Origin of the sequence: Anabaena sp. PCC 7938 (assembly GCF_049315035.1) — a bacterium.
GTDB lineage: Bacteria > Cyanobacteriota > Cyanobacteriia > Cyanobacteriales > Nostocaceae > Anabaena > Anabaena cylindrica.
In genome coordinates this window covers 3,599,280-3,613,321 of sequence record NZ_CP186034.1, presented here as the reverse complement: position 1 = coordinate 3,613,321, position 14,042 = coordinate 3,599,280, and the positions used below count along the sequence as shown (strand labels likewise).

The 14,042-nt window shown below is 37.7% G+C and carries 14 protein-coding genes and 1 pseudogene; 6 read left to right on the top strand and 9 right to left on the bottom strand.

Annotation, left to right across the window (positions count from 1 at the left end; translation table 11 throughout):
- Positions 1 to 62: 62 nt before the first annotated feature.
- The gene (locus tag ACOWPH_RS16585; RefSeq protein ID WP_015216482.1) at positions 63 to 1,505 is read right to left on the bottom strand and encodes a phosphoglucomutase/phosphomannomutase family protein; all 1,443 of its coding nucleotides are present in this window, start codon (positions 1,503 to 1,505) and stop codon (positions 63 to 65) included.
- A gap of 281 nt (positions 1,506 to 1,786) precedes the next feature.
- Positions 1,787 to 2,464 carry a phosphoribosylglycinamide formyltransferase gene (gene purN, locus ACOWPH_RS16580; protein WP_015216481.1) on the bottom strand — a complete coding sequence of 226 codons (678 nt, stop codon included), beginning with the start codon at positions 2,462 to 2,464 and terminating at the stop codon, positions 1,787 to 1,789.
- 36 nt (positions 2,465 to 2,500) lie between these two features.
- On the opposite strand from purN, the gene ACOWPH_RS16575 reads away from it, so the two are divergent.
- Positions 2,501 to 3,388 carry a carbohydrate ABC transporter permease gene (locus ACOWPH_RS16575; RefSeq protein WP_042465302.1) on the top strand — a complete coding sequence of 296 codons (888 nt, stop codon included), beginning with the start codon at positions 2,501 to 2,503 and terminating at the stop codon, positions 3,386 to 3,388.
- A gap of 275 nt (positions 3,389 to 3,663) precedes the next feature.
- On the opposite strand, the gene ACOWPH_RS16570 is transcribed toward ACOWPH_RS16575, so the two are convergent.
- From ACOWPH_RS16570 to fraC, 3 genes are all read right to left on the bottom strand, one after another.
- On the bottom strand, positions 3,664 to 4,443 hold the full coding sequence (locus ACOWPH_RS16570; protein WP_015216479.1) for an ABC transporter permease: 780 nt from the start codon (positions 4,441 to 4,443) through the stop codon (positions 3,664 to 3,666).
- Between the two features lie 71 nt (positions 4,444 to 4,514).
- Positions 4,515 to 5,528, bottom strand: a complete 1,014-nt coding sequence (gene fraD / locus ACOWPH_RS16565; protein WP_015216478.1) for a septal junction protein FraD — start codon at positions 5,526 to 5,528, stop codon at positions 4,515 to 4,517.
- 129 nt (positions 5,529 to 5,657) lie between these two features.
- Positions 5,658 to 6,206 (bottom strand): filament integrity protein FraC, encoded by a 549-nt coding sequence (fraC, locus tag ACOWPH_RS16560; RefSeq protein ID WP_015216477.1) that lies wholly within the window; start codon positions 6,204 to 6,206, stop codon positions 5,658 to 5,660.
- Between the two features lie 250 nt (positions 6,207 to 6,456).
- Between fraC and ACOWPH_RS16555 the strand changes: the two genes are divergently transcribed.
- Complete coding sequence (locus ACOWPH_RS16555; RefSeq protein WP_015216476.1) at positions 6,457 to 7,593, top strand: cob(I)yrinic acid a,c-diamide adenosyltransferase; 1,137 nt, start codon at positions 6,457 to 6,459, stop codon at positions 7,591 to 7,593.
- Between the two features lie 73 nt (positions 7,594 to 7,666).
- Here the strand turns inward: ACOWPH_RS16555 and ACOWPH_RS16550 are convergent, their stop codons facing one another.
- Positions 7,667 to 8,122, bottom strand: coding sequence for a DUF4351 domain-containing protein (locus ACOWPH_RS16550; RefSeq protein ID WP_015216475.1), 456 nt, complete (start codon positions 8,120 to 8,122; stop codon positions 7,667 to 7,669).
- Positions 8,123 to 8,349: 227 nt separating this feature from the next.
- On the opposite strand from ACOWPH_RS16550, the gene ACOWPH_RS16545 reads away from it, so the two are divergent.
- From ACOWPH_RS16545 to ACOWPH_RS16535, 3 genes are all read left to right on the top strand, one after another.
- Positions 8,350 to 9,438: a tetratricopeptide repeat protein gene (locus ACOWPH_RS16545; RefSeq protein WP_015216474.1), complete on the top strand. Its 1,089-nt coding sequence runs from the start codon at positions 8,350 to 8,352 to the stop codon at positions 9,436 to 9,438.
- A 162-nt stretch (positions 9,439 to 9,600) separates the two neighbouring features.
- Positions 9,601 to 10,797: a GUN4 domain-containing protein gene (locus tag ACOWPH_RS16540; RefSeq protein WP_242043084.1), complete on the top strand. Its 1,197-nt coding sequence runs from the start codon at positions 9,601 to 9,603 to the stop codon at positions 10,795 to 10,797.
- Between the two features lie 389 nt (positions 10,798 to 11,186).
- Positions 11,187 to 11,762 (top strand): Uma2 family endonuclease, encoded by a 576-nt coding sequence (locus tag ACOWPH_RS16535; protein ID WP_015216472.1) that lies wholly within the window; start codon positions 11,187 to 11,189, stop codon positions 11,760 to 11,762.
- A 54-nt stretch (positions 11,763 to 11,816) separates the two neighbouring features.
- Here ACOWPH_RS16535 and ACOWPH_RS16530 read toward each other — a convergent pair whose 3' ends face one another.
- Together ACOWPH_RS16530 and ACOWPH_RS16525 are read right to left on the bottom strand one after the other, a co-directional pair.
- Entirely contained in the window at positions 11,817 to 12,002 is a 186-nt protein-coding gene (locus tag ACOWPH_RS16530) for a hypothetical protein (protein ID WP_171815769.1), read from the bottom strand.
- 254 nt (positions 12,003 to 12,256) lie between these two features.
- Positions 12,257 to 12,352 (bottom strand): annotated as a pseudogene (locus ACOWPH_RS16525) (transposase family protein); the annotation flags it as partial.
- Between ACOWPH_RS16525 and ACOWPH_RS16520 the strand changes: the two are divergent.
- Positions 12,319 to 12,696, top strand: coding sequence for a hypothetical protein (locus ACOWPH_RS16520; protein ID WP_242043083.1), 378 nt, complete (start codon positions 12,319 to 12,321; stop codon positions 12,694 to 12,696). The pseudogene ACOWPH_RS16525 and the gene ACOWPH_RS16520 sit on opposite strands and share 34 nt — an antisense overlap.
- A 132-nt stretch (positions 12,697 to 12,828) precedes the next feature.
- On the opposite strand, the gene psbA is transcribed toward ACOWPH_RS16520, so the two are convergent.
- Positions 12,829 to 13,911, bottom strand: coding sequence for a photosystem II q(b) protein (gene psbA / locus ACOWPH_RS16515; protein WP_015216470.1), 1,083 nt, complete (start codon positions 13,909 to 13,911; stop codon positions 12,829 to 12,831).
- Between the last annotated feature and the right edge of the window lie 131 nt (positions 13,912 to 14,042).

Below are 14,042 nucleotides of genomic sequence, written 5' to 3'. Positions count from 1 at the left end.
TTGACAGTAAGCAGTGAATAGGGAATAGATAGAAATTTATTCTCCTCTCTTCCCCATCTCTTCTAATTCGATTCTGCCCAGGTTTTTGCCCAAGCTAGGGTTTGATGAACTTGTTCTAGTGTGGGTGCTTCGCAATAAAGGCGTAAAACTGGTTCAGTGCCACTAAAGCGAATCATTAACCAACTTTGATCAGCGAGACGGAATTTATAACCGTCGATGGTTTTGCAATCAATCACTGCTAACCCGGCAATTTCTGTTAAAGGTTGGGTTTGCAGTTGTTGCAATAACCGTCCTCTTACGTCCATATTTGCTAAAGGTAAATCTATGCGATCATAGGTTGAATTGAAATTGGTTTGTTGTTGCAATTGGCGATAATAATCACCTAAATCTAAGCCTGATTCTACAACTGCTTCTAAGACATACAATGCAGAAAGTAGGGCATCTCGTTCGGGAATATGACTGCCATAGCCAATGCCACCGGATTCTTCACCACCAAGTAATACCTCTGTATCTAACATTCTGTCAGCAATGTATTTATAACCGACGGCGGTTTCAAATACAGGTAAATTCAGTAATTTAGCAACAAGGGGAATGATGTCAGAACCGCTAACTGTTTTGACGATTTCGCCTGTAAAGTTACGCCTGCGGGTGAGGTGATCTATTAATATGGGGATTAAGATTTGGGAACTGAGGAAATTAGCGTCTTTGTCTACTGCGGCAATGCGATCGCAATCTCCATCAAATACTAAACCTACAGTTAAACCTGGTTTCTTACTTTTCCCATGAGTTTTCATGACTTTAAATAGCTGGGAAAGGTATTTTGGCAAAGGTTCGGGCGCACCACCTGCAAACAGGGGATCACGGTTGGTATTGATTTCTTTGACTTGTTCGCCTAACAGTCTACCCAATCCACTCGCCGCTGCACCATGCATAACATCAACAAATAATGTTAATTTGTCAGATGCGATCGCTTCCCTAATTTTACCAATATCAACTTTAGCCGCTAATGCTTGACAATAACTAGGCCAGGGATCAAACTTCTCTTCTTTCCCTGTCGTGGCTGCGGGTGGTACATCTACGGTTAACAAACTTTCTATTTCGTTGGTAACTTCTGGCGGTACAGAACCCCCAAAAGCGCTTTTGACTTTTAAGCCTAAGTATTTGCCAGGATTATGACTAGCTGTAACGACTAGCGCCCCTAACGCATTGAGTTCTTTAGCTGCCCAACTAAATGCCGGTGTGGGGGCAAAAGTTTCGCTAAATAGGACATCAAAGCCCACAGCAGTCACAGCATTAGCGACAACACGGGCAAACTCTTCAGCCATAAAACGGCGATCGTAACCAATAATAATTGTGCGATTACCTACCGTAGGAAAATAAGTACTATATAAAACTTTGGCGGCAACGGTTGCTACTAGGGCTAGGCGTTCAAAAGTGAATTCCTCGCCAATTACGCCCCGCCAGCCATCTGTACCAAACTTGATTGGGCTAGTTAAAACTGGCATAAATATATCCTTAATTTCTAACTGAGGATTGTAACATTTATATAGGTAATGGGTAATGGGTAATGGGTAATTGGTAATTGGTAATTGGTAATTGGAAAGATACAACGTAATAGAGCAATTTTTACTCCTGACTCCTGACTCCTGACTCCTGACTCCTGACTCCTGACTCCTGACTCCTGACTCCTGACTCCTGACTCCTGACTCCTGACTCCTGACTCCTGACTCCTGACTCCTGACTCCTGACTCCTGACTCCTGACTCCGAACTCCTAACTCCGAACTCCTAACTCCGAACTCCTGACTCCTGTATTCTGCTATGAGAGGCTAGAGAAGCGATCGCTAATGGTAAAATTAGATGTTCCTGTAATTGGATTCTAGCGTGTAGTGTTTCCGCCGTATCATCCGGTAATACTGGTACTGCCGCTTGCATCAAAATTGGGCCACTGTCCATTTCTAAACGGAGGAGATGCACAGTACAACCTGTTATTTTCACTCCTGCTGCTAAAGCTTGTTCCACAGCCCTAACACCCTTAAAACTAGGCAACAAGCTGGGATGGATATTAATAATTTTGTCAGGAAAAGCGTCAATTAATTCTTGTGTCACCAGACGCATCCAACCTGCCATGATCACCAAGTCTACATCATACTGCTGCAAAGTCTTAACAATTTCTCTGTCCAAATCTTTGCGGCTTTTATAGTCGCGGTGATTTAATAGAATAGCTTCTACACCGTGATTTGCTGCCCTTGTTGCTGCCTTAGCCGAAGGATTATTGTAAATTAAAACTTGAATTTTAGCGTTTAATGTGCCTTCTTGGATAGCTTCAGCAACTACCTCAAAATTACTACCATTTCCAGAAGCCATAACTCCTAATTTCAAGGGAGTATCTGATGTGAATTTTGTACTAGAAATGTCAGGAGAAATTAGGCTAGATGCAACCTCAATCGGGTAATATTGACTCATAGAATGATGAATATCGTATGACTGAATAAGATTATCATGAAACCATCCCGATTTTCGTCTATGCAATTGCTGGATAATGATACAGTCGCTGCTTGGATTTTTCTCACACCCGCATTGATTTTGTTAGGCTTATTTATTATTTGGCCTATTATCTATTTGTTTTATCTCAGTTTTACCGCTGGTAGTTTTACTTCAACGGGGACTTATTTAGTAGGCTTTAAAAATTACTGGCGTTTGCTACTCAACTCTGATTTTTGGCAAGTTATTTTTAACACTGTTTATTTCACCCTTGGTAGCCTCTTTCCGAGTTTAGTCATCCCCTTGGGGTTAGCAGTATTATTAAACCGTTCCATTGCTTTGAGAGGAATTTTAAGAAGTGCCTATTTTCTGCCTTCAATTGTCTCTCTCGTTGCTGCTGGTTTAGGATTTCGCTGGTTGTTTCAAAATACTGGGCCAGTCAATGGACTTTTGAATTTTTTTGCTATTCAGCCAATATCTTGGTTAGGAGATACTTTTTGGGCAATGCCAGTCATAATTTTATTTAGTATTTGGAAACAACTAGGTTTCAATATGGTGGTTTTTTTAGCTGGGCTGCAAACAATTCCTTATAGTCGTTATGAAGCAGCAGAATTGGATGGTGCTAATGATTGGCAACAATTTTGGCATATTACTTTACCAGGATTACAACCTACTTTAATATTCGCTACTGTCACCACTGCTATTTTTACATTGCGGAGTTTTGAACCTGTTTATGTAATTACAGGTGGTGGCCCTTTAAATTCTACTAATTTATTAGTTTATTACATTTATCAAGAAGCTTTTGGTCAATTTGATTTCGGTTACGCAGCAGCAGTAGCAACTGTCTTGTTAGCTGTAACTTTGCTATTAGTTTATTTGCAGTTACGAACTTGGGAAGAAGATTAAAGGTAAGAAGAAGGAGTCAGGAGTCAGGAGACGCTACGCAGACCTGCGGTTCAGAATGCTTATGAAATGAAGAATAGAGAAAAGTGATATTTTATCAAAATCATCAAATTTGACTAAAAAAGCCTTTATTCTCATGACTTGAACTATTCTTTATCCTGAATACTTACGATTGAAGTAATTACCTGTTGCTTGTTAATGGTTTATTAAAGTCTCGAATGTTTTAATTTCTGACTTCTAACTCCTGACTCCTGACTCCGAACTCCGAACTCCTTCCTTTAAAACTCTCTACGTAAGAATATAAAAATAGCAACTGCTAACAGCATGAAGCTATAAAGTAAACCATAGACTGCATTAGTAATCAGTGTGATTATATCAGGCATTGCTTGTAAACCATAAACGGCATCATTTTTCAAATCCAAGCGAGATAAATCTGGGAGTACAAGATATAAAGCTTGGGTAATGCGTTCTACACCAGAGTTTTGACTAAGACGACCAAGTGCAACTAAATCTTGTGTAATATTTCCCATTAAATAAACTGCAAATGTTAAGGCTGTGGCTATGAGGGAACTGGTAAAAACTCCTAAAGTGATGGCTACAGCGGTAACTAAGGTTAATTGTAAAAATAAGAAAAACGAAGCAATGAGAATGCTTTCTATCGGATAGGACATTTTACTAAATTGTAAAAATCCTAGATAAATAACTGTCATTGCGGCTACAAGTACTGCCAATACACCAGATAAACCTAAGTATTTACTAGTAATAAATTCACTGCGACTGATAGGTTTGGCAATTAGCATGAGAATAGTACGTTTTTCTATTTCTTTGTTAACGAGTCCTGTACCTATAAAGATGGCAATAATTAAACCGATGACGTTCATTACTGACAGTCCGACATCTAAAAATATTTTGTCTTGGCTTGTAGCACTAAATTCAAAAATGGTACGGTTAGCAACAGCCAGGATGAGTGCATAAAAACCGATGATATACAGGATGCGATCGCGTATCACTTCATGAAATACATTTTTTGACATCACGAAGGTTCTAGCTATGTTCATAGTGATTGGTAATTGGTAATTGGTAAACTTCTTCTTGTCTCAGTCTCCATCTTCACTATCTCCCCAAACCCTTACTGTTGTGGTGGTGGGGAACCAAGGTAAAATCTGTTAATGCGATCGCATTCAATTCCAGCGACTGCGTTTTTATTTTCTGGTTGATTGACGGATGCAATTGGTTGGATGCGACAAGATTTCTGGATATAAAAACCGCGTGAATTTGAGCTTGGGCCTTTCCAAATGCTGAGGATATCTAATCTGTATCCTGATTCGATGTTGACTACACGGGGTTCAACACTCCATAGTTTTTGTTCTTTATATTTAACCAGATTTTTATCAATCATTCTGTTTCCTAAATTCCCAACCTCCTTATTAGCTTCTAACAACCATCTCTCTACTTCTGCCCAAGGTTTGGTAACTATTTCTTCTTCTATGAGTGGTTGAATTTTATTTAAGATAGTCTCACCATTTTTTGGTTTTTCAGTTTTTGGTTCTAGTCTAATTACAAAGGTACTGCGTTGAAAATTATCTACGGATAAACTTGGATATTCTTTTAACCATTTATCTATGACAAAATAAAACTGAAGCCAACAGCTTATCAACATAGACCAAGCAATCAATACGATTATTTTTTGGCGGGTTTCTAGTTTGGGAATAGCAGCTTTTGCTTGTGTCCCTGTTCCTGCAAAAAATTCTGGTATTGCGGTAATGATGGCAGCGATTGTTGGCCAGAGAACGATGGTTCTAGGTGTAACTACATTTACCTGATGTCCAAAAGCAAAAACACTGACTAATAATCCAGTTATTAATGCTCCAACCGGCATAAAAGTACCAGGTACTCTTAAAGGATCATCAGTGGTATACCAAGCTGTACCAGCTATTAAAAATAACCAACCTGTTAATGCAATTATGTCTTTTATAAAACCTAGCGCAAAATATGAAGTTCCCCAAGAAAATACACTTAAATAAATGAATGTTTGCCAGGAGAAAGCTTTGGGAGGCATTAAAAGTTTTTGAACTCCCAAAAATAAATCTTGAATAAATTTAAAGATCAGGGTTACTTCTTTAAAGAATAATGATGAGTTCATTTTTTTTTACGTTAATAAGGTTATTCTTTTGGCAGTTATGTAGAAAACAAAATTGAATTCGTTGGTGAACATAGATAACAAAGAATGGGCAATAATGAAAAATGTGTATAATTAATTTTTTTGAGGCAGTTATTTTATAACTGGAGATAAATTGCGAAGTATTAATACTACAGTTATGGCAGTATAGCTCATTGAATTTGCTATTAATGTAGTGGTAACTAAATTGGTATTTTGCAATTTAAATTTTTCATTGATCATGATTTTTTCTCGCTGAGTAGTCGGTGTTTCTTCTTTTTTACCAATTTCATCTAATGCGATAATTAATGTTTTTAGTAACAAAAATTTTACCAAAAAGGTAGCGAAGAACATGATGAAACAGATGAAGATTATATAACTCTGCGTACTGACATTTGTGAACTTGTTAAAAAATACATAGCTCATTAATTCTGATTTTGCTTGTAAAGGTAATATTGGCTCAATCAGAAAAAAGAGATTCCAGCCAATGACGGTGGAAAAAACGTTCATAGCTATGGCATAAAAGATGCTAGTTTTTTTGTCAAATTTTAGCCATCTATGCAAAACATAGCCTTCTATGGCAATGGCAATTAGTAAAAATAAAGTTTGAAACAAAATTGCACCAACGGGCAAAATTCTGGGAAGTGATAATTCTTCTGGCATAAAGGGTGAACAGTAAGGGTTGACTCCACAGTATAACTGAGATAATACGGATGATGGGGGCAATTATCTCATTCTTCTTGTCATTTGCGATCTGTGTATGATGGTAGATTGTGATTAAGATTATTAATACATTGACTTCACTAGTATACTGAGGTGTCATCTATAGGGCAGATTTTAGAGAAAATCTTCCTACCTAATTAAACCAAGGTTCGGTAAAATAGGGGATTGCCACGTTACAGCTTTTCCAAAGATGACAAGAAATGGCATCGGTATTCGCACAGCACAAGTACGTTCTGAACGGCTTACGGGTCAAATTCACGTCTATGATGGACTTGGAAAAGGAAAGTCCCAAGCTGCTTTAGGGGTGGTTTTGCGCTCGATTGGTTTGGGAATAAATACACCGAGTGATTCTAATCGTGTCTTACTGCTGAGGTTTTTGAAAGGCCCAGAACGTGATTATGATGAGGACGGTGCGATCGCAGCTTTACAGCGTGGTTTTCCCCATTTGATTGATCAGGTTCGCACGGGTAGGGCTGAGTTTTTTGGACATGATGAGATTACCCCCTTTGATAGAACTGAAGCTGCAAGGGGTTGGGATGTGGCCAAGGGTGCGATCGCATCAGGGTTATACTCGGTTGTAGTTTTAGATGAAATTAACCCGGTTTTAGATTTGGGTTTGCTATCAGTAGATGAGGTGGTAAAAACATTAAAGTCTAAACCCCAAGAATTGGAAATCATCGCTACCGGACGTGCTGCACCGCAACAGTTACTAGATATTGCAGATTTGCATTCAGAAATGAAACCCCATCACCACCCGACAGCAGCAGCGCTGTTCATTGAGGGTATAGAAATTTATACTGGTGCAGGTAAGGGTAAATCAACTAGTGCTTTGGGTAAGGCTTTACAAGCGATTGGTAGAGGAATCAATCATCCTGGTTCTACTCGCGTGTTAATTATGCAGTGGTTGAAAGGTGGTAGTGGTTATACTGAAGATGCAGCGATCGCGGCTTTGCAGCAATCCTATCCTGAAGTGGTGGATCATTTACGCTGTGGACGGGATGCGATCGTGTGGCGTAATTCGCGGCAAGAATTAGACTATGTGGAAGCTGAGAGGGGTTGGGAAATTGCCAAAACTGCGATCGCATCTGGAATCTATAAAACCATCATTCTCGATGAACTCAATCCCACTGTTGATTTAGAATTACTCCCTGTTGATCCCATTGTGCAAGCGTTATTGCGTAAACCAAGAGACACAGAAGTTATTATTACCGGTCGCTGTCAAAATCAACCTGCATATTTTGATTTAGCCAGTATTCACTCTGAGGTTTATTGTCATAAACACTATGCAAATCAAGGTGTAGAATTGAAACGAGGAGTAGATTTTTAACCGTCGTAAAATTACAAAAAACCTAGATTTGTAAGGGTTTAGCACTGCTAAACCCCTACTTGTCAAATCACTATTAATAATGTTCTTCTTGGTTTAACCAATTTACTAAATCCGCAACTTCAGAGATATTAAACAACGCTGCACCTAAATTTTCTAACTGTTCCACAGGTAGGATTTTAACTCTTTCAATTATTTCGGAATCAAGTTTTCCAAAACGTTGATTAAGTAACATCAGACAAAATTTAACTGCTTCTTTTCCTTCTCCCTTCTGTAAAATGTCCTGATAAATTACTGATTCTTGCATAAGATCCTCACTCAATAATTGACGAATAAAATCTTTTTCAAACCGCAAACCAGCTAAAATCTCTGTGTAAGCTGCAATATCCTGTTTAGTCTCCCTATCTGCAATTTTAGCAACATTATTGGCAATTTGGGATAATAAACCTTGAGGTGAATTTGTCCGAGTTAATGGTGCTAATGGTAATAATGCCAGATTATGCAAAAATAATTCTGGTTCTTCTTCCCACATTCTAATTACAACTCATAGGGGTGTAAAATTAAATTGTCTGAATCAGGATTTCCAGGATTTAAGGATTTACAGGATGTTTGTTTGATTTGTGTTTTTAGGGCTTGAGGATTCAATACTTTTCGGTTAGGCTAAAAACACTGCAATGTGATCTAGATTAGTGCTTTTTGCTGCTTGATAGGGAATACTAGAATAAATACTCCTTGTCAGATAAAGGCGAATTTTGAGCAATGGACTGGACAACAATACTAAAAGCACAGCAGACTGATTTTATTCAAAGACTGAAATCTGGTGACTTACTCCATTGTGAGAAGGAAGGCCAGCATAGTGAGTTGACAGTTATCTCTGGAGAGAGGTTAAAGCAATTACGGGATTTTTGTTGGGAGATGGCTGAAAAATATAGACATACCTCTTCAACTCCTATTCGTAATGTTGTTACCAATAATATGAAGGGAAAGCTGGGTGAGGAAGTTGTTAAAAGTCGTTTAGGTGATTTAGTAACTGAAATTGATTATGAAAAACGCATTGGTGGAGATGGAAAAATTGATTTTACTTTAACTTCTGATTCATCAATTGGTGTTCAGGTTAAAACCCGTTATGGATATTTTGATAAAGTTCAATGGACAATTGATAGAGAAGAAATTGAAAAAAATGCTGTTTTAGTTTGTATTTTATGTCAAGAGGAATTTAGTGAAACAGAAAAAGAATATGGTCTTATTATAGCTGGGTTTTTACCAACTAATATAATTAAATCAATTGGTGATAAAACTTTAGTCGGAATAGATGAATTACTTTATTCTGGTAGTTTACGTGGGTATTTAGAGGGTTTAGCATATTATGATGCTGACAAATATATCAGTTTAGGTGATGAATGTATTGATAATCTTGATTATCAAGGTGCTATTACTAATTATAGTCAAGCGTTACAACTAAATCCCAAAAATGCTGAAATATATTTCAAACGAGCAGAAACTCATCATCAATTGGGAAACTTTCGGGATGCTATAAATGATTATAGTCAAGCAATATATATTAATCCTAAAGATGCTTGTTCTTATAATAACAGAGGAATTATTTACTATGAATTGGGTTATATAGACTATGCCATTAATGATTATGAGGAAGCACGAAAAATTAATCCTAAAGAGGATGTAGTCTATTTTAATTTAGCAATTACCTACTATAACCTTGATGAAATAGACGGGGGTTATATTTATATATATATACATGAAATAACAATCAATTATTTGAATCAATCATTAAATATTAATCCTGAATTTCATAAAGCATACTATGTTAGAGGAAAAGTTCGTTTTTAAATAGGAGATATAGTAGGTGCATTTGAGGATTTTAATAAACTATTAAAAATTCATCCTGACTATGCCTTAAATATTTATACATACCTTGCCGAAAACTACTACTATCGAGGAAATTACTATAGCGAAATAGGAAATAATAAAAATGCACTTGAACATTTGAATTTGGCTGCTAATCTATATAAAAGACTAAATAAGGAATTTAGTTATAGACGCACTATTAACTATATCCAATATGTTCAATCAAAATATTTTGAAGATAATTTTGAGGATGATGATGAATATTATCAATTTATTTTTAATTCAAACAATAAATCATTAGAAGTAAATAATGTTGATCTAAAATCAACAGTAGGTATGAATTATACCCGTCTTCGTGACTTACTCGCAGCAGGGAAATGGAAAGAAGCTGATGAAGAAACAACGCGAGTCATGTTAGCGGTTGCAAAAAGGGAAAATCAAGGTTGGCTAGATTTTAACAGCATTGATAATTTCCCCTGTGAAGACCTCGCTACTATTGATAAATTGTGGGTAAATTACAGTAATGGGCGTTTTGGTTTCTCTGTTCAGAAGCGTATTTATCAAAATCTTGGTGGAACTAGACAGTACGACGACAAAATTTGGGATGTCTTTGGTGAAACTGTAGGCTGGAGAAAAGGAGGATACTGGTTATCTTACAAAGATATTACGTTTGATAAAAAAGTACCAGAATTTCATTTACCTTTGAGTCGCTTTTGGGTGGTAGGTGTAGGCGGTGGTTGGGGTATTTTAGTTGGTATCTTCTCTCGCGTCGAGACTTGTAAACTTTTTTTAGTAGAGGAAAGACAACCGCAAATTATACTCACACCAGAACCTGTAAACCAAGATGTACAATTAAAATCATCTGTAGGAATGGACTACAGAAGACTGACTGACTTACTCAAAGCTGGAAAATGGAAAGAAGCAGATGAGGAAACAACAAGGCTAATGTTAGCGTTTGCGAAACGGGAAAAAGAAGGTTGGTTAAATATTCATAGTATTGATAATTTTCCTTGTGAAGACCTTCACACCATTGACCAGTTGTGGGTAACATACAGTGATGATAAATTTGGGTTTTCTGTGCAGACACAACTTTATCGAAGTTTAGGAGGAACGAGAGAGTACGATTCAGAAATCTGGAGAAAGTTCGGGGAAAAAGTAGGATGGAGAAAAGAAGGCTACTGGTTATCAGATATTCAATTATTTAGGAATTTTAGAACTTATAAAGTACCAGAAGGCTACCTCCCTGTTGGTGTGGTTTTTGTACAATGGTTTATGAAGGTGGGGTGGGGTTGGGGTGGGGTGTCTTCTGTCGCGTCGAGACTTGTAAAATGTAACATTTAAAGATTATAGAAAATTATTAAGTCAGAATCATGATATCCAGGATTTGAGGATTTACAGGATTTTATTTTCTGATGAAAGCTCCCCCAATTCTGAGATAATTAATTAGATAAACGAGAAAAATACTCCCTTCCCACACAAAGACAACTGATATTTTTTCTCTGTGTCCTCTGTGTCCTCTGTGGTTCGTTTAAAAAAAATTAGTAATCTAACAGTAATACCAGAATAATTGAACGCAGATAAACGCAGACAAACACAGATAAAGATGGACAATCAAAATTCAAAACATGATACTTTTAAACAACATCCTGTAAATCCTTAAATCCTGGATATCCTGATTCAGACAAATAAAACATAATATAATAGAAAATAAATATTTACCCCAATTAACTATGCAAACCACAGAATCACCCTTACAATTGCGGCTGTGGACTGTTGATGAATACCACAGAATGGCTGAAGTAGGAATATTTGAACCAAGTGAACGAGTAGAATTATTAGAAGGGAAAATAATTTGGATGGTTGCTAAAGGAACAGCCCACAGTTCAGCAGTAGGAAGAACAAATAAATTATTACAAAATCTTTTAGGAAATCATGCTTGGATAGCTGTTCAAGACCCTGTAAAATTAAATGAAAGGTCTGAACCAGAACCAGATATTGCTCTAGTGAAAATAGATCCGCTAGACTATGCAGATCATCATCCTACACCAGCAGAAATTTATTTCATTATTGAAGTTGCAGATAGCAGTTTAAAACTATATACAGAAATCAAAGCTAAAGCTTATTCTCAAGCAGGAATTAAAGACTATTGGGTATTAGATGTAGTGAAACGCGAATTAATTGTATTTAGAAATCCCACAACAGAAGGTTATCAAAATCAAGAAATTATCACAGAACAGCAAAAAATATCTCCTTTAGATTTTCCTGATTTAGAAATTGTAGTATCTGAAATGCTACCAATTGTCTAAATAAGACAAAAATCCTGAAAATCCTTAAATCCTGGACATCCTGATTCTGACAAATTAAATATCAGGTTCTACACCCAACAACCTTAACTGTTCTATCAATCTTTCCTTTTGTCGTCTTTCATGTTCTGTCGGAGTCAATATCCAAGGAAATTGATTTTTATTCTTGACGAGGATTTGATAGTGGTGGATGTCAACCTGCTTCCACCCAAAAACGACAAACAACTTGAATAGAAGGCTCATCACGCTGTTCATAATTGAACTTAAAGCGATCGCACTAATTATACAAAATCAAGCCACATTCTTGACTGAAACAATTCCTGCGCTGCACCACTGAACCAATAGCCATCGGTCGGAATCTTTATCTAGTAATGGTTTGAGACGGAAAGCGAAAAATTCTTCCCATGTCTCTACACCGTGTCGTGAGACAAGGGTTGAATACCCCCACCAAATTTAGGGGTTTGAATCCCCTTCTAAATTGAACCTTCTGCCTTCTTCAATTGTGCAAATACTCGTACAAAAGTATCATGAGATGGAATGCCATTTGGTAGTTCTAAAAATGTTTTTAACCACTCATACTTCGCGCAGGCATAACATGGGCTTTTTACTGAGAATATTCGGCTTCGGTTTGTTGATATTAGGCATTTACTTGGTTGGACAAAATATCATCTTCACAACCAACGTTTATCCTTACTGGTGGCGGGGTATAGCAGCAGACACATCCATACTTGCACTAACAATAGGAGTAATGATATTGATATTCTTCCCCAGAGGCATGAAAGAGCTAGGCTGGATACCCGTAGTTCTTGGGATTATCCTTGTATTTATGAGCAGTCGAGCTATCCTCAATCCTATGAGCCTCTGGCAATTTTTCCTATCATTAATGCTAATGTTAGGAGGCTATAAAATGTTCATCACTGGACGTTTACCTGTGTAAAGATATCCAAATTCTGACAATTAAAATCCTAAAAATCCTTAAATCCTGAACATCCTGATTCAGACAATAAGTTAAAAACAAAAAAACGCTCCCCGTGAGAAGAGCGTTTCTTATTTAACTAAGCTTGAAATATTAACCGTTGATTGCAGGAGCAGTTAAAGCAACAGGAGCAACATCACCAGCAGCCAAGTCTAAGGGGAAGTTGTGAGCATTACGTTCGTGCATCACTTCCATACCCAAGTTAGCGCGGTTGATTACATCAGCCCATGTACCAATCACACGACCTTGAGAATCAATGATGGATTGGTTGAAGTTGAAACCGTTCAAGTTGAAAGCCATTGTGCTGACACCCAAAGCGGTGAACCAGATACCGATTACAGGCCAAGCAGCGAGGAAGAAGTGAAGTGAACGGCTGTTGTTGAAGGAAGCGTATTGGAAAATCAAGCGACCGAAGTAACCGTGTGCTGCAACGATGTTGTAGGTTTCTTCTTCTTGACCGAACTTGTAACCGTAGTTTTGTGATTCGGTTTCGGTTGTTTCCCGAACTAAAGAAGATGTAACCAAAGAACCGTGCATTGCAGAGAACAAGGAACCACCGAATACACCAGCTACTCCCAACATATGGAAGGGGTGCATCAAGATGTTGTGTTCAGCTTGGAACACGATCATGAAGTTGAATGTTCCAGAGATACCCAAAGGCATACCATCAGAGAATGAACCTTGACCGATTGGGTAGATTAGGAATACTGCGGTTGCTGCTGCTACTGGTGCAGAGAAGGCTACGCAAATCCAAGGACGCATACCTAAGCGGTAAGAAAGTTCCCATTCACGACCGAGGTAGCAAGCTACGCCGATTAAGAAGTGGAAAATTACCAATTGGTAAGGACCGCCGTTGTACAACCACTCATCTAAGGATGCTGCTTCCCAAATTGGGTAGAAGTGTAAACCGATCGCATTAGAGGAAGGAACAACTGCACCGGAGATGATGTTGTTTCCGTAAAGTAAAGAACCTGCTACTGGTTCGCGGATACCGTCGATGTCTACGGGGGGAGCAGCGATAAATGCAATTACGAAGCAAGCGATCGCAGATAGTAGAGTAGGAATCATTAAGACTCCGAACCAACCGATGTAGATGCGATTTTCAGTGCTGGTGATCCATTCGCAGAATCTATCCCAGACATTGGCGCTTTCGCGCTGTTGAATGGCTGTAGTCATGTGTTTATAATTGCTTTTTGGGTATGTATGTTTTGGTAGGTGTTTCTACCTCATGAATTTATATTAAGCTGTTTGTTTAGTTTTGTAAACCCCTGTTAACAAAATTTTTTGAGAAACCTGCAAAATTGGGT